Below are 16559 nucleotides of genomic sequence, written 5' to 3' on the forward strand. Positions count from 1 at the left end.
GAGAAGCTTAGAGTAGGAATTATTTTGAAAATATTGGAGAATAATACAATGAAAAAGATCATAATTTATACACGTCCTAATTGTCCCTATTGCACGAAAGCGCGTGTTTTACTTGATAAAAAAGGGGTAAAATATACAGATATTGATGCATCAACTTCTCTTCGCCAAGAAATGGTGCAGCGAGCAAATGGGCGTAATACATTTCCACAAATTTTTATAGGCGATTATCATGTTGGTGGTTGCGATGATCTGTATGCCTTAGAAGATGAGGGGAAGCTTAATTCTTTATTGCAAGATATAAAAAAATTATAGAATGTGTTTATCGCATGTTTTTTGCAAGAAGAAGATAGTTAACGCTCATATCTTTTGAACGATTCCAGCTGTCATTTAATGGATTATAAGTTATGCCAATCTCGTCAATGACAGTGAGAGTATTTTGGAATAAAAGGTTTTTAAGTTCCTGAGGTTTTAGGAACTTTTTATAATCATGGGTTCCTTTTGGAAGCCAACGTAGGATGTATTCAGCACCTATAATAGCAAGCCCCCATGATTTCCATGTGCGGTTGAGGGTCGAGACAAACATTAGTCCTTGTGGTTTAAGCATTTTTGCTGTGGTTTTTATAAAGAGATTAACATCAGCTACATGTTCAACAACTTCCATATTAAGAATAATATCAAATTGTTCCCCGTTATTGGCAAGTTCTTCTGCAGTTGTGACACGGTAATCGATTGAAAGGTTATTTTGTGCTGCATGGATTTTTGCGACTTCAATATTTGTGTATGCCGCATCAGCTCCCACAATCGTAGCACCAAGGCGTGCCATTGGTTCACATAACAGGCCACCTCCACAACCAATATCAAGAATTCTAAGATTTTCGAAGGGCATAAGTGAAACAAGATCACGATTAAATTCTGAACAGATTTTTTCTCTAATATAAGCAAGACGTGTTGGATTGAATTGATGAAGGGGGCGAAATTTTCCTTGTGGATTCCACCATTCGGCAGCGATACGTGAAAAATGATCAATTTCATTTTGATCAATGGTGGTACGTTTTTCATTTATCATATCGCTCTCCTTGTAATTTTAAGTGCTCAAGTCAAGTGGATTTTATCTTAAAGTCAAGAGAAATTAATATAAATATAGCTAAACTTGCACAAATGATAGATATTCTGTATGTGGATAGGTGGTTTATTGATACGATAGTGGGATCCTATTCCCATTGATAAGAAATATAAAAGTTAAGAGTATTGTTGATGGCGCGCATTGTCATGAAATTTGGCGGAACATCTGTAGCAAACATTGAATGTATCCATAATGTTGCGCGGCATGTTAAAAGAGAAGTGGATGCAGGTCATGATGTTGCCGTTGTAGTATCTGCGATGGCTGGTAAAACCAATGAGTTAGTTCAGTGGACATGTGATGCTTCACCAATACATAAAGATGCTTACGAATATGATGTGATAGTTGCTTCTGGTGAGCAGGTAACAGCAGGGTTGTTGGCTCTTACACTTCAAGCTATGGGGGTGAATGCACGTTCATGGCTTGGTTGGCAGATTCCTATTAATACGGATAATGCACATAGTCATGCGCGTATTACAAATATTGATGGATCATTTTTGATACAACGCTTTCAAGAAGGCCAGGTTGCAGTTATTGCTGGCTTTCAAGGGGTAGCTCCAGATAATCGGATTTCTACTTTAGGGCGTGGTGGATCAGATACAACAGCTGTTGCAATTGCGGCAGCTGTACAAGCTGATCGCTGTGATATTTATACAGATGTGGATGGTGTTTATACAACTGATCCACGCATAGAGCCTAAGGCACGCCGTTTACCAAAAGTTGCTTTTGAAGAAATGCTGGAAATGGCTTCTCTTGGAGCAAAAGTTTTACAGGTTCGTTCTGTTGAATTGGCTATGGTTCATAAAGTCCGTACCTTTGTGCGTTCAAGTTTTGAAGATCCCAATGCATTAAGTATGGGGGATCCAATGAACTCTTCTGGAACACTTATTTGCGATGAGGATGAAATTGTGGAACAACAGAATGTTACTGGTATTGCTTTTGCTAAGGATGAAGCACAGATTTCGTTGCGTCGGCTTGCAGATCGTCCTGGGATTTCTGCAGCTATCTTTGGCCCTTTGGCTGAAGAGCGCATTAATGTTGATATGATTGTGCAAAATACTTCTGAAGATGGTTCAAAAACTGATATGACTTTTACTGTTCCGTCGGCAGATATCCATAAAGCCGTTTCACTGCTTGAGAAGAATCATAAAGAGATTGGATTTGATGTTATCCAATTTGAAAGCGATCTTGCCAAAATATCTGTTATTGGCATTGGAATGCGCAGCCATGCAGGTGTTGCTGCTACGGCTTTTAAGGCTTTGGCTGAAAAAGGTATTAATATTCAAGCAATCACGACTTCCGAGATTAAGATTTCTGTTTTGATTGATAGTGCTTATACTGAACTTGCGGTTAGAACATTACATGCTGTTTATGGATTGGATAAAAATTAAGTATTTTTTAATTCTCAATTTCAAGAACATAAAGTTTTAATATGTATGAATAATTTACTTTATAAGCATAATTTATACGTTCAGTTTAAATAAGATTCATTGATTCGGTTAAATTCTCTCATTTAAATTTTCTTATAATGAAGAAAAAAACTGTTTGCTTGCGTATTATAAGCAAGATTGGCATAGGGATAAAAACTATTTCGGAGACAATACAAAATATTTCTTATAAAGCATTCAGATATAAGATAAAGGGAAAGGAAAATTGTTTGTAAGTAAGTGTCTGGGAGAGAAGAAGAATGCATCTTTGTATGTTCTGAAAGGAGAATTATACTTCAGAAAAAACATCATAGAGCTTATAGAATTTGCTTTTTAGTTGGTTAAAAATTAAAAATGTTATCCTAGCAGTAAATAATTTATAAAAATTTCAAGCTTTTATGTTGAAAGGGAGATGCTCTTAATATCTACCTGTGATGCCAAGAGATAAAATGATCTATCTGCACACAAGAAAATTTTAGATGCAAAATGACGTAAATTATGGATGGAGAAAGAAATGTATCTTAATATGGAAAACCAATTAACCCATTGCTTTTAGCGCTCTTAGCAGCAACAAATAGATGAAAGCATACGCTTGAAATTATCAAAACGTCTTTAATTTCACTAAAAAATTTATTAATCAGTAATGGATATGTTTATTCTAGTTTTGCTTATTTCTATGCTCGAGGATTTTCTCTTAAGAGTATGATTAAATCAATCTATTCCAAGGCCTTATATCATATTTTATCTTCATTTGCCGTTTGCTGCTATTATTGAAAGATTGCAAAAAAGGAATGATTTAACTTTTTTATCAGAAATAGATGAATGATTTATTGTTATCGATGGAATCTCTTCGGTTTCCTTAATCCATAATAAAACACGATACTATATAGATAAGTTTTGTTTTAATGAGAAATAAAATATATCCATTTATGTTAAATAGCCTAATATTTAAATTAGACGACTGGTGATCATTAAACCGCAACATACTTTTTTTGAAATTTGATATTTTGACTTCTGATAAATGAAACAACAAAAGAAAATTCTTAATGTTTTATGAGAATCTTTAAATCGTTCATTTAACTAAAAAAATATAAGCTAAGAATATCTTAGCAAGCAAATATACTCATTTCAAGGATTGTAGGTAAAATCTTGGTTATGCTAAAAGATCAGTTCAACAAAGCAGATTATTATTGATTGATTGAGAATTATGAAATTTTTTATTACGTTTGATATAAACAATTCCATATCCAAGACCTACAAGAGCAGATAAACCAGATCCACAAAGGACACCAATTTTTGCAGAATCAAGCAAAACAACATCTTTAAAAGCAAGCATTGAAACAAAGATAGACATCGTAAAGCCAATTCCTGCTAAAAAACCAATGAGTAAAATACCTGCCCATGTCATTTGAGGAGGCAGGCGACAGAGTCCTGATTTTACGGCTAGATAACTGGCGGCAATAATACCAAAAGGCTTTCCAACAAAAAGACCAATAACAACACCAAGTACAATCAAAAATGATTCATGAGAAGAAAGGTCAAAATTTGCAAAACTAACACCAGCATTTGCAAAAGCAAAAATTGGCATCACACTGTACGCAACCCACGGATGCAGTGCCTTTTGAACACGTATTACTGGAGCAATCATATCGCGTTGCCCTTTACGCATTTTTTTCAATGCGGTTGCGATATGATGCAGATCTGTTTTAGTATTTTTTTCTTGAAGAATTTGCATCGCATTGCTTAGCATGGTGAGTGGTGCAACAAGGGTGCGGGTAGGGTAAACAGGAGTCATCATACCTAAAATCACGCCAGCAAGTGATGGATGAACACCTGTTGTCATTAAACCCCACCAGATGATTGCACCAGGCAGAATGTACAGCCATGCCGATGCGAATCCAATCCATTGAAAAAACAACACCAAAGCAATACCTGCAGCTGCAATAATGAGACCACTAGGATCAATGTTTGTAGAGTAGAAGAAAGCAATAATGAGAACAGCAATAATATCATCAATAATTGCTAAAGATAAAAGGATGATATGAAGGTTAGAAGGAATTTTTTTCCCGAGAAGAGCCAAAATACCTAAAGCAAAGGCGATATCTGTTGCTGTTGGCACAGCCCAACCATGTGTATGTCCTCCCTTCAGGTTAAAGCTGAGATAAATAATTGCAGGAAGACATACTCCACCTATTGCAGCAACAATTGGTAAAATAGCTTGTTTAAGATTGGCAAGAGCACCTTCATGAATTTCACGTCGAATTTCCATTCCAGCAACCAGAAAAAAGACAGTCATGAGAGCATCATTAACCCAGAAATGTAAGTCCCATGAGAGAGAGAAATGACCAAAACTAAAGCCAAAAGGTGTATGCCAGAAAGACTCATAGAGAGAAGCATATTGAGAATTAGCAAAAACGAGTGCAGCAGCTGCAGCTAATAAAAGAACAATCCCACTGAGAGCTTCAATATGGAGAAAACGCTCGATAGCAGAAAGCGCTTGATTTGTGACACGAGAAGCGCGGTTAGGTAAGCGATTTGAAGATAAATCAGGCATGAACAACTCCAACTATCGACAATTTTACGAATGTATATTCCTTGCGTAAATTACTTTATAGGACATTCTCTCTTATCATACAAAAGAGAAAAGAGGAATAAAGCCACTAAAGTTATAGACAAGATCATCATATTTAAAACTGAATATATTTTTAAGGCGATGCTTGATTTTTTACCACAAGATGTACTTTGTTTAAAATTGTAGACAAATCATTTTGTAGAGCAGACTGAAGATCAGTTATTGTGAGCCCTTTATCATCTTTCGCTTTAATTTTAATGGTTAATGTTTGAGGTCGTTTAGCGAAGTCACCCAAAGATTTAGAAATTTTTTCTGCTTCATCGTGTTTTTTTAACAGCAGCTTGGGGCTTTGTGTCATCATCAGATAAAAATTGTCATAAAGTTCCTGTTTGAGATCATGTTTCTTGTCATTAAGATTTTGTGCAAGATAAGAAAAAAGCTTATCAATAAAACCAGCATCCGTATAGCGGATGCCAATATCAAAGATACCAATATTTTGAGAAACAGCAATCATTAAGTCTTTTTGAGCAGAAAAGAGCTTTTCATCAACATCAACAACTTGCGCTGATATTTCTCCAGATCCAACATTTCTTATGTTGAAAGACATTGTATTAAGAAAAAGCATACGTTTTTTCTCATCATAAGAGACATCCAATTTTCCCGAAAAATCAAAGCGCTCAAGATTGAGCTTTTTGAGCAAGTCTAAGTCTTTTTCGTTCATTTTTTTAGTTAAAATTGAAAGATTATTGAAAGAGATAAGAAGTTTTTTTGGTATAGGCTGATTCCATAAGCCTTGTTTGAATTGGAATGATTCAAATGTTTCTTTAAACTGCGGTGCGTCGATAACGAGCTTACTCACATCTGCATCAGCTAAGGTAATGTTAGAAAAGTCATTTATAAGAATATCACGGATTACTTTTTTTTCAGCTACAATATTATTTTTTTCTCGTGCATTCAAGTAAGCATCAAATAATTTTTGAGGTGTTTGTTTGAACGATCTCATTTTAAAACCGGATGTTTTAAATGCACCAACAGCCAGAGAAACGTCTTTCTCTTTCTCTTTTTCTTTGAAAATATCAACCATTAGATTTTTTAGAGAAATAGGACCAGTAATATTTTTTACTTGATTGACAGAACTACCTTTTCCTAAAAGAATAGCATAGGCATAGTTTATGTCCATGTCATGTGCTTCTATTGCATCACTTTTAGCGGTAAGACGCATTTGTTTAGTACCATCTGCAACAGTCGCTGTTAGATCCATATTTTTGATGCTAACAGAACCAATCTGTCCCTTTTTAAAATTAAAAAGCTGAAAATTCTCTATCTTCAATTTTTCGATTTGTTCATCCGCATTTTTTACAGAAAGCTGTATATCCGGAGCAACAATTGAAGAAAGATCAATACGCATAATTGATTGCAAAAGGTGTGATGTAAGTGTGCTATCCTTCTCCTTTAAAGAGATGCTATTGAAAGAAATTTGCGGAACTTTCACATTGATATTTTTATACTGTAAATCGACATTGTAAAATGTAAAAGTACCAGGAATAAAAGAAATAGGAGGACGTGCAGAAAGAGCTCCAATTTTAAGGGACACACCGGCAGGGACGGGGAGTGTAACGTTTGTTAAATTAACTTTGCCCATAATACTGACATCATATGTTTCTGCTTTTATAGAATGGCGCGCTATCTCCCGTTTCACGAAACTGTTAAGGTAGGGCTTTGCCATATAAAAACCACCGACAAAAACAATGAATAAAATAGCAAAAAAACCAACAATACATATTAACCAATATTTTAGTTTTCTCTGATGCACACCATTAAGATTGACCATTTTTTCTTCCGCTTTCACTTGATACGAGAACATAGACGAGTTCTCTAAAAACAACAGTAAAGGTTCAAATATGGCTGCACCAAACAGTTACCCATTCTTACCCGCTTTGCACATGTAGAATCATTATCGCCTTTTGGGCAATACATTTTTATTATCTGTCATCAATTTTTTTTAATTTCAACATTTTATAATAAGGAAGTCTATGTAGATTACAATTATGTTTATCATTAAATTATTTTCATGTCAGCTTTTATCTTGCTGCTATTTATAGGAACAGTTAAAAAATAAGAGTTATATTTTATTTTATGTAATCTAACGGGGAGAAATGGGTGTCATGACAGAAGATCAAATAATGACGTTTTCTATCATTGGTTTCATGATGGTTGTTTTTATTTGGGATCGATTCCGTTATGACCTTGTCGCTATTTGTACATTATTGATTACTTGTAGTGTGGGACTTGTTAGCCCGAAGGAGGCGTTTAGCGGTTTTAGTAATGATATTGTTATTATTGTGGGAAGTGTGTTTGTTGTTAGTACGGCTGTATCACGTTCTGGTATCATGGAATTTATCATTCAACGGCTATGGCCAGATGTGAAATCAGTACGCCTTCAATTGGCTTTTTTGGTTATTTCTGTAGTATTTTTGTCAATGTTTGTGAAAAACATTGGCGCTTTAGCTATCATGCTGCCGATTGCTTTCCAATTTGCTCGTCGTTCTCAGGTTTCTCCCTCCGTTTTTTTGATGCCCATGGCATTTGGTTCTTTATTAGGCGGTCTTATGACACAGATAGGAACTTCTCCCAACGTTGTTATTTCAGCTATGCAAGAACGTCTAGCGGGAGTACCTTTTACCATGTTTGATTTTACCCCGGTTGGGATAGTCGTTGCTACTGCTGGTGTATTATATGTGGTATTTTTTTCTTGGCTTTTACCTGTACGGGTACGTTCAGGTGTATCGTTTGATGATGCTATTGATATTCGTAACTATGTTTCGGAAATACATATTCCAACGAATTCATCGATTGTAGGAAAAACTATTATTGATTTGGTTAAGCCATCTGGTGGTGATGTCATGGTGATTCATATCATTAGAAACAATGTATCAATTTCACCATTGCCAGATTTTGTTTTATCTGAAAATGATATTGTTTTGCTGGAAGGTTCGCATACAGGGCTAGATAGTGTGATGAATTCTGCTCGTTTAGAATTTTCTACTGGTCGAGCTATTCCAGCGGGTGATAAAGATAGCGACATTGATATTATTGAGGCCGTCATTACACATAATTCTCCTCTTATTGGCATCAGTGCGAAAGAGTTTTCACTTTTTGATCGCTATGATGTAAATTTTCTTGCGTTAAGTCGTCAGCATGAAAGAGTACGGGGCAGGCTTGGTGATATTATTTTCCATCTTGGAGATGTAATTGTTTTGCAAGGGCAGGATACGATTATTCCCACTTTATTACGGGAATTGAAATGTTTGCCTTTAGCAAAGCGAAATATCGTATTTGGTAATTTACGACATGGTTTTGTTTCTTTAGCTATTCTCTTTATAGCGATAATTTTTACGGCTTTTCATATTGTTCCTGTTGCTTTTGCTTTTTTTCTGCTGCCGCTGCAATGGTTATCTTTCGCGTTTTGCCAGCGCGTGATTTATATCAAGCGTTAGATGGTCAAATATTAGTCCTGTTAGCAACTCTCATTCCAGTAAGTGCGGCACTAGAGAAGACAGGATGTACAGATCTCATAGGTCAATGGCTTAGCCAGTTGGCGGTATTTTTCCCACCATCTGGTGCATTAGCACTTATGTTGGTGACAGCCATGTTGGTAACGCCGTTTTTAAATAATGCAGCGACAGTGATGATGGTAGCTCCAATTGCATCAAGTTTTGCTCATTCTCTTCATTATAAACCTGAAGCTTTTCTGATGGCTGTTGCGATTGGTGCGGGGTGTGAATTTCTCACACCTATTGGACATCAAAGTAATATGCTCGTGATGGCACCAGGAGGATATCGATTTAGTGATTATCCGCGATTTGGTGCGCCACTAGCAGTATTGGTAGTTATTGTTGCTGTTCCAATGCTTATGTGGATTTGGCCATTATAATAGAATGTTTTTAGAAACTGTATTGGTTACAAAAATTTGTTAACCGGATAAAAATTTAAGTTGAAGAGATAGAATTGATGCAGAAATCTTTGCTTAAGGTCTGTTTTTTATAAATCTTTTTCCCATTGTTAATAATTTGAACCAGTATAATAATTATTACTTTTGAGTTTTTTAAAGTAATCCTTATAGCTATAGAGAGACTGACGAATAATTCTTAATACTATAGTTAAGCGTGACATGATGAATATTAAAGCGATGATAATTTTTAAAATTTAAAAGATTAAAAAAACTGCAATATGAACAAAAAGGCAGTTACATCGTTTTGGGTTGATGCAGTTATAAAACTCTAAGTGGTTCAGATACGTATGGATTTTAGATGAAGAGCTTAGAAGTTTTAAATTTTTTTAGTTAATTAGGACTACCATCTTTGTTCATTTATGCGTAAAAGCACAAATAAAGTAACTTTTTTCAAGGTATGATAATATGTCGTATGATAGTTTTATTGCTGAAGTAAATGCAGAGTTTCGTCAAGAAAAGGCTCTTGCTTTTTGGAGACGTTATGGTTTTTCAATTATTGGAGCAGCTATTGTTTTTATACTCATGATAGTTGCTTATCAAATTTATCATCAGCAGCAAATAAAGAAAGCTGGTTATATTGGTGATGCATTTGTAAAAAGTCTTGATCTTGCAAATACACGTCATTTTGATGAGGCAGTAAAGCAATTGGAAATTGTTAAAGCCTCTCATTTTGGGGGCTATCCTTTTCTTGCACGTTTACGTGAGGCTTCTTTGTTCATGGAACAAGGTAATACTATGAAATCGGTGGAGATTTTTGATTCTGTTGCTGCTGATAAAGGAGCACCGCAAATTTTACGAAAAGTTGCAAAAATTCGGGCTGCTTATATTTTGGTTGATACAGGGACCTTAGCTGATGTCGAAAAGCGTATCAAAGATATGGCAAATGATATTGATCCTATGCGTATGTCTGCAAGAGAAGCTTTGGGTTTAGCCGCCTATAAAGCAGGGAAGTTTGATGAGGCCGTTGATTATTTTCAGAAAATTTCTGCAGAAGATATGATAAGATCAAAAATTATAGATCGAGCACGCATTATGCTTGAGCTTATGCAAGCTGAAGGTAAGGCAAATAAGGGATAAATTTATGAGCCTTACCATTGCTATAGTCGGTCGCCCCAATGTCGGGAAGTCAACACTCTTCAATCGTTTGGTTGGGCAAAAATTGGCATTAGTTGATGATATGCCAGGTGTTACACGTGATCGTCGTATTCATGCGGGTAAACTTCAAGATTTGCGTTTTGATGTGATTGATACAGCTGGGTTGGAAGAGGCGGGTGATCATACACTGGAAGGCCGTATGCGTTCTCAGACAAAGGTGGCTATTGATCAAGCTGATCTTGTTTTATTTATGTTTGATGCAAAAAGCGGAATAACACCAAGTGATTTAAACTTTGCTTCACTGGTACGAAAATCAGGCAAACCAATTGTACTTGTTGCTAATAAAACTGAGTCAAGAGCAGCCAAAGGGGGAGAGTATGAAGCATGGTCATTAGGTCTAGGAGAACCTTGTCCAATATCTGCTGAACATGGTTTGGGGCTTACGGATCTTCGTGATGCAATTATGGAGGCTGTTGGCAGAGAATACGCTCTTGAAAGCAACAATGAAGAAGAATGCATTGCTGTACAGCTTTCTTCTGTTGGTGATGATGTGAAGGATTTTCAGGAGGAGGGACTTATTTACGATGAAGATAAGCCTATTCGGATTGCCATTGCAGGGCGTCCAAATACAGGAAAATCAACCCTCATCAACAGTATATTAAAACAAGAGCGATTGTTAACAGGACCCGAAGCAGGACTTACGCGTGATTCTATTTCTGTAGATTGGGAATGGCGTGGTCGTCATATTAAACTTTTTGATACTGCAGGGTTGCGTCGAAAATCAAAAATTCAAGAAAAATTAGAAAAGCTTTCTGTTGCCGATACTTTACGTGCTATTCGTTTTGCCGAAGTAGTGGTGATTGTTTTTGATGCAACGGCACCTTTTGAAAAGCAAGATTTACAAATTGCTGACCTTGTGATTCGTGAAGGACGTGTTCCACTTATTGCTTTTAATAAGTGGGATCTTATTGAAAATAGCCAGGTAACATTGATTGATTTGCATGAAAAATGTAGCCGGCTTCTTCCTCAGGTTCGTGGTTTAAGAGCAATTCCTTTATCAGGTCAATATGGCCAAGGGATTAATAAATTGATGGAAAATATCATGACAATGCACCGTGTATGGAATCGTCGTATTTCTACAGCAAAACTGAATCAATGGCTTGAAACTGCCGTGGCATATCGCCCACCACCTGCAGTTTCTGGACGTCGTCTTAAAGTAAAATATATCACACAAATTAAAACGCGTCCTCCTGGATTTATGCTTTCTTGTTCGCGACCAAAGGTAATGCCTCAATCGTATTTGCGTTATCTAACCAATGGATTACGTGATACATTTAACATGCTTGGTGTACCCATTCGCGTATCGTTACGAGCATCTGATAATCCTTTTGCAGTACGCTCCAGAAAGAAATAATACTTCTCTCTTTAACTATGAGAATGCGTTAAAAAGAACGTTTGAATAACAAAAATGAATTAATTATTTTAACAGATTTAAGGCTGTAAGCTTTGAATGAAAGAAAAAACATAAATCCTTTTAATTAAGAAGGTACTTTTCATGCAGAGTAAGTGTAATAATTGAAGGCGTGAATAACGTGTTATAGTACTGATATGTATGAAAAACTTTTAGTATTTACAATTTTTGGACGACAAAGACGATTTTCAATAACCTATCCAAATAAAAAGCAAAAATATTTTTTAAAATTCATCAATCTTCAATTGTAAAAAAAGGCTTTTAAATTGGTCACAGCTATACAAAGTATTCGTGTTTAAAGTTCTGTTTACGCAGTTCTATTTTCGTAATAACTATTAACTCACAATTTTAATATTATGCCTTAGATACATTATTATTGCGATAAATTGTGATAGATTTCTTTTAGCGTCTTGACGAATAAATTCGCGAACAATATGATGCCCATAATTTTATAAAATACGTTTTCACTCTGCTTGACTAAGGAGCTGATGATGGCAAAGGGGAGAAAGCCCATTGTGCCAGGAAATGAAGCTGAAGGAGAAAAGCAAAGTGGCTGTTTTCATTCAGAGGATCTAGAATGTCGTAGTCAGAAGTTAGGTTTGGCTTTAATGCGTAAACAAGCATTAGGAAAGCTGGGATCTAAGGAAAGAGAAGGAGAACGACAAAGTGGGGTTGCGCGTGCGGTTAAGCTTTCCAGTGAGTTTCTGGCAAGTATTATTGTAGGTGTTGTGTTGGGGTTAGGGTTTGATAAAGTAGCAGGTTCATTGCCATGGGGATTGGTATTTTTCCTTTTTCTTGGATTTGCTGCTGGTGTATTGAGTATTCTTCGGTCTGTGGGGTATATTCCTCCCAGTCAATTAGAACAAAAAGGCATATTGCGCCAAGATAAAGGGGCCAATAAAAAAAGGTCCGATAAATGAGGTTGAAGTGACATCGCATGCTCCAGATCCTATTCATCAGTTTGAGATTTCAAGACTGATTAAGATTTCTATAGGGAATATGGATTTTTCATTTACAAATGTATCATTTTTTATAGTGGCTACAGTTGTTGTAACTTCGGTTTTTCTCTTTATTTCATCATCAAGTCGTGGGTTGATCCCAACACGGATGCAGTCTCTTTCAGAAATGGCATATGAATTTGTAGCGTCAACTTTGCGAGAATCATCTGGCGTGCAGGGAATGCGGTTTTTTCCTTTAGTTTTTTCCTTATTTAATTTTATTTTGGTTGCTAATTTTATAGGTCTTTTCCCTTATTTTTATACGATTACTTCTCAGATTATGATTACCTTTTCACTGGCGATGTTGGTTATTTTAACGGTGATTGGTTATGGTTTCTATAAACATGGAATTGGTTTTTTGAAATTGTTTGTTCCCAGTGGTGTGCCTATTATGATTTTGCCGCTTGTGACGATGATTGAGATTATTTCTTTTCTTTCTCGTCCTATTAGTCTCTCACTTCGTCTTTTTGCTAATATGCTTGCTGGTCATATTACCCTCAAAGTGTTTTCTGGTTTTGTTGTTTCAATGATTGGGGTAGGAATCATAGGCATTGGAGGTTCAGTTTTACCGCTTATTATGACCGTAGCGATTACTGCTCTTGAATTTTTGGTTGCATTTCTTCAAGCTTATGTCTTTACGGTTTTAACTTGTATGTATCTTAATGATGCAGTTCATCCAGGACATTAATAAAACTGGCGGTTTTCCGTCGAATGGTACAATTTTGCTTTAAAGGAGAATAATATGGAATTAGTGCTTGCAGCAAAGTATATTGGTGCTGGTCTTGCTTGCTTTGGTATGGCCGGAACAGCTTTAGGGCTTGGGAATATTTTTGGTAGCTATCTTTCTGGTGCGTTACGCAATCCATCAGCAGCCGATAGTCAATTTGGTCGCCTAGTATTTGGTTTTGCTGTGACAGAAGCTTTAGGTATTTTTTCATTACTGATTGCTTTGTTGCTTCTTTTTGCGGTTTAAGCAGTTTCTAAGTAGGGGTATGTAGGTTTTCTTTGAGAAATAGACATACCCTTTTAGGCTTTAACAGCAGGGGCGTTAGTCTTGTAATTAGTGTAAGAATTTTTTATTAAGTTGTTTGAAGGATAAAAAAGGATGTTTGTTTCCAGGGCTTATGCACAGACTATTGAAACATCAGTAGAGCATATCAAGAGTGTAACAGGCAATGCAGATCGTGTATTTCCGCCGTTTGATTTTGTGCATTTTGGTTCGCATCTTTTTTGGTTAGCGATTTCTTTTGGACTTTTTTATTTTTTCATTTCTCGTGTGATTGTACCGCGCATTGGTGGTGTTATTGAAACACGTCGGGATCGAATCGCGTCCGATTTGGATCAGGCAATGCGTATGAAGCAGGAAGCTGATACCGTAGTTGAGATTTACGAGCGCAAATTAGCAGAAGCACGCTCTCAAGCCTATATCATAGCACAATCTGCTGGTGAGGAAATAAAAGGAAAAGCTGAATTTGAACGAAAGAGAATTGAAGCAAGTTTAGAAAAAAAGCTAACAGATGCTGAAAAAAAGATTGCAAAAATACGCGATAAAGCTATGCAAAATATTGGTGTAATTGCCGAAGAAATAGCTCTTGAAATTGTAAAAAAATTGATTGATGTTGATGTTAGCAAAGAGACAGTTCATTCTGTTGTGAAAGCTGCGGATTACTGAAGGATACAAAAATGACTGATACTTTTTGGGCTTTTGTTGGGTTAGTTCTTTTTGGGGCTCTCTTAGTCTATTTTAGAGTTCCACAAATGGCTGTGAGCCATCTTGATGCGCGAGCAAAACGTATCAAGGATGAACTTGAAGAGGCTCTTCGTCTTCGTGAAGAAGCACAGGAAGTATTGGCTGAATATCAGCGTAAGCATGCAGAAGCAGAGAAGGATGCGCAAGAAATTATTGCAGCAGCTAAGCATGAAGTTGCAGCTGTGATTGCTGAGGCTCGTACAAAAGCAGAAGAATATTTAAAGAATCGCAATAAGTTAGCAGAGCAAAAAATTGCTCAAGCAGAAGCAGATGCAATACGTATGGTTTCTTCATCTGCCATTGATTTAGCATTTTCTGTTGCTCGTACGCTTATTGCCAAAGAATTAAATTCTGATAAAGCAAATGAACTTATTAAGGAGTCGCTTTGTGAAGAATCCCTAACAAAAATGAAAACATACCTTAATTAATCTGGGTATGATCATAAATATAGGCATTATCATAGACACATCACCAGCAACGATAGCATTGTCATAAAGCCGCACATGACCATAGATATGACCGCAAATAATAGCATTGCCCAAAACCCTTGCATTTTCATAAACGTGACCATTTTTAAACACAAGAGCATCATTATAAACCCAGAAATTGCCATCATACCCCTGTATTGCCATAGAGATACATAAAATCCTGAAACTTCTTTGTCGAATTACTCAGCCCCCAAGAATTGCCTTCTAGAAACTTCTGATAAAAAGCTACCCCGAGCTCTACTTTCCATGAATCAGCTTTTGAAAAATATGTAAAATAAAGCGGTTCATGCTCATTATCAGATAACTGTACCGCATTACGTGCTGCCTCATCTGGTGTGTCAAAAATACCATTGTAGAACATACTGCCTATTGCCATCCGAGCCTACGTGTAAATGCTTTTCTCCTTCAGGTGTTAAATAACGATACACAGTGATATATTTTCCATCACTGCCTTTTATAGGTTTTCTATTTTCAATAGTCCCTATAAAAGGCTATTAAGTTGCAAATGTATTATAAACAAAATTCACAAAAAATTAAATTTCATTTAGTAAAAAATTGATACATCATAAAGCTAAAAATACGCATAATAAGAGCATTTTTAAATATTATAAATGTATATTAAGAAAATAACGCAATCGTTTAAGAAAGCCGATAATATAGATTTAAAGGCATATAAATATAAAAGAAGAAATTAATAAGCACAAAATATTATCAATACACAACGTGTTTTAAAAATACAAAAAATATCAAAAAAGATAAAATATTATTTGACAATAAATACGTATTTTGTTATATAAATATTCAAGTGATCAAAACACTTTGTGATTAGCGGGTAGATTACGAAACAATCTTTTCAAAGCTTTAAAAACTGGCTACCTTTTATGCTATGATTAGCATATATGGTACTTTTGTCGGGTGTAGTTACGCCATACAATACCCTTATGGGAAAAGCGTAACAACGGACTAATCACCGTGTTTTGAGCGCCCGGCACCACATATGACATAAAAATATAAATAAATCAATATGTTATTTAAATAATTTTATATGCATCCCCATCAGAATCCATTCTTTTATACGTGATTCATTTGACCATTTTTTATATAAGATTGCCACGTATGAATAGACCATAAAAAGCAAATCATGATGCTAATATTATAACGCATGTAAACATTCAAATGAAATGAAAAGCCGATATCATTCATAACAGTTTATAAATCTTATGATACGTTTTTATCACAACATAAATCGCATTGTTTAAAATTTAGTTGTTTGGAATTATCAATAACATACGTTTAAAGATCACATCTTGTTTTAATGATTGGATTATTAATTGCATGATAAAAACACAAGATTTGCGGTCACCAAATTTGGCGAGCGCAAAATCTAAAGATGTTATAGCAATATCTTATTACCCTATAAGAAGGTAATCATTTAAAACTTTTATAAGCTTATAGGTTTAATTTATAAAGATTGCATAAAAGGATTTAAAGACAAGATCGTTTTTAAAACCACGGTATTTTTTTTACCGGAGTAAGGAAATAAACAGATATAAAATTCAAAAAGTTATATCTTATGAAATCAAAAGCCTTTTTATGACGTATGCAAGCAAGCTATCAAAAAACGTT

General features: G+C 35.6%; 13 protein-coding genes and 2 pseudogenes. 10 read left to right on the forward strand and 5 right to left on the reverse strand.

Going from position 1 to position 16559, the window contains the following annotated elements; genetic code table 11:
* Positions 1-48 precede the first annotated feature (48 nt).
* Entirely contained in the window at positions 49-312 is a 264-nt protein-coding gene (gene grxC / locus QWU_RS06020) for a glutaredoxin 3 (RefSeq protein ID WP_006589447.1), read from the forward strand.
* Between the two features lie 7 nt (positions 313-319).
* Here grxC and ubiG read toward each other — a convergent pair whose 3' ends face one another.
* The gene (gene ubiG / locus QWU_RS06025) at positions 320-1066 is read right to left on the reverse strand and encodes a bifunctional 2-polyprenyl-6-hydroxyphenol methylase/3-demethylubiquinol 3-O-methyltransferase UbiG (protein ID WP_006589448.1); all 747 of its coding nucleotides are present in this window, start codon (positions 1064-1066) and stop codon (positions 320-322) included.
* A 188-nt stretch (positions 1067-1254) separates the two neighbouring features.
* Between ubiG and QWU_RS06030 the strand changes: the two genes are divergently transcribed.
* Positions 1255-2511: an aspartate kinase gene (locus QWU_RS06030; RefSeq protein ID WP_006589449.1), complete on the forward strand. Its 1257-nt coding sequence runs from the start codon at positions 1255-1257 to the stop codon at positions 2509-2511.
* Between the two features lie 1207 nt (positions 2512-3718).
* Here the strand turns inward: QWU_RS06030 and nhaA are convergent.
* Positions 3719-5101: a Na+/H+ antiporter NhaA gene (gene nhaA, locus QWU_RS06035; RefSeq protein WP_017196394.1), complete on the reverse strand. Its 1383-nt coding sequence runs from the start codon at positions 5099-5101 to the stop codon at positions 3719-3721.
* Between the two features lie 151 nt (positions 5102-5252).
* Positions 5253-6983: a hypothetical protein gene (locus tag QWU_RS06040; protein ID WP_017196395.1), complete on the reverse strand. Its 1731-nt coding sequence runs from the start codon at positions 6981-6983 to the stop codon at positions 5253-5255.
* A gap of 301 nt (positions 6984-7284) precedes the next feature.
* Here QWU_RS06040 and QWU_RS09260 point away from each other — a divergent pair.
* The 8 genes and pseudogenes from QWU_RS09260 (at position 7285) to QWU_RS06080 (ending at position 14873) form a co-directional block, all read left to right on the forward strand.
* A pseudogene (locus QWU_RS09260) lies at positions 7285-9053 on the forward strand (SLC13 family permease).
* Positions 9054-9536: 483 nt separating this feature from the next.
* A complete protein-coding gene (locus QWU_RS06050; protein ID WP_017196396.1) occupies positions 9537-10208 on the forward strand; it encodes a DUF2659 family protein in 672 nt (223 codons plus the stop codon).
* A gap of 4 nt (positions 10209-10212) precedes the next feature.
* Positions 10213-11640: a ribosome biogenesis GTPase Der gene (gene der / locus QWU_RS06055; protein ID WP_017196397.1), complete on the forward strand. Its 1428-nt coding sequence runs from the start codon at positions 10213-10215 to the stop codon at positions 11638-11640.
* Positions 11641-12188: 548 nt separating this feature from the next.
* Entirely contained in the window at positions 12189-12617 is a 429-nt protein-coding gene (locus QWU_RS06060) for an AtpZ/AtpI family protein (protein ID WP_006589455.1), read from the forward strand.
* 7 nt (positions 12618-12624) lie between these two features.
* A complete protein-coding gene (locus QWU_RS06065; protein ID WP_006589456.1) occupies positions 12625-13383 on the forward strand; it encodes a F0F1 ATP synthase subunit A in 759 nt (252 codons plus the stop codon).
* 54 nt (positions 13384-13437) lie between these two features.
* Positions 13438-13668: a F0F1 ATP synthase subunit C gene (locus tag QWU_RS06070; RefSeq protein ID WP_006589457.1), complete on the forward strand. Its 231-nt coding sequence runs from the start codon at positions 13438-13440 to the stop codon at positions 13666-13668.
* Between the two features lie 132 nt (positions 13669-13800).
* Positions 13801-14367: a F0F1 ATP synthase subunit B gene (locus QWU_RS06075; protein WP_006589458.1), complete on the forward strand. Its 567-nt coding sequence runs from the start codon at positions 13801-13803 to the stop codon at positions 14365-14367.
* 11 nt (positions 14368-14378) lie between these two features.
* A complete protein-coding gene (locus QWU_RS06080; RefSeq protein WP_006589459.1) occupies positions 14379-14873 on the forward strand; it encodes a F0F1 ATP synthase subunit B in 495 nt (164 codons plus the stop codon).
* On the opposite strand, the pseudogene QWU_RS10140 reads toward QWU_RS06080, so the two are convergent.
* Both QWU_RS10140 and QWU_RS06090 read right to left on the reverse strand, forming a co-directional pair.
* A pseudogene (locus tag QWU_RS10140) lies at positions 14869-15062 on the reverse strand (hypothetical protein); the annotation flags it as partial. The gene QWU_RS06080 and the pseudogene QWU_RS10140 sit on opposite strands and share 5 nt — an antisense overlap.
* Entirely contained in the window at positions 15058-15309 is a 252-nt protein-coding gene (locus tag QWU_RS06090; protein WP_006589461.1) for a hypothetical protein, read from the reverse strand. The pseudogene QWU_RS10140 and the gene QWU_RS06090, both read right to left, overlap by 5 nt.
* Between the last annotated feature and the right edge of the window lie 1250 nt (positions 15310-16559).

The sequence above is a fragment of the Bartonella birtlesii IBS 325 genome (assembly GCF_000273375.1).
Taxonomy (GTDB): domain Bacteria; phylum Pseudomonadota; class Alphaproteobacteria; order Rhizobiales; family Rhizobiaceae; genus Bartonella; species Bartonella birtlesii.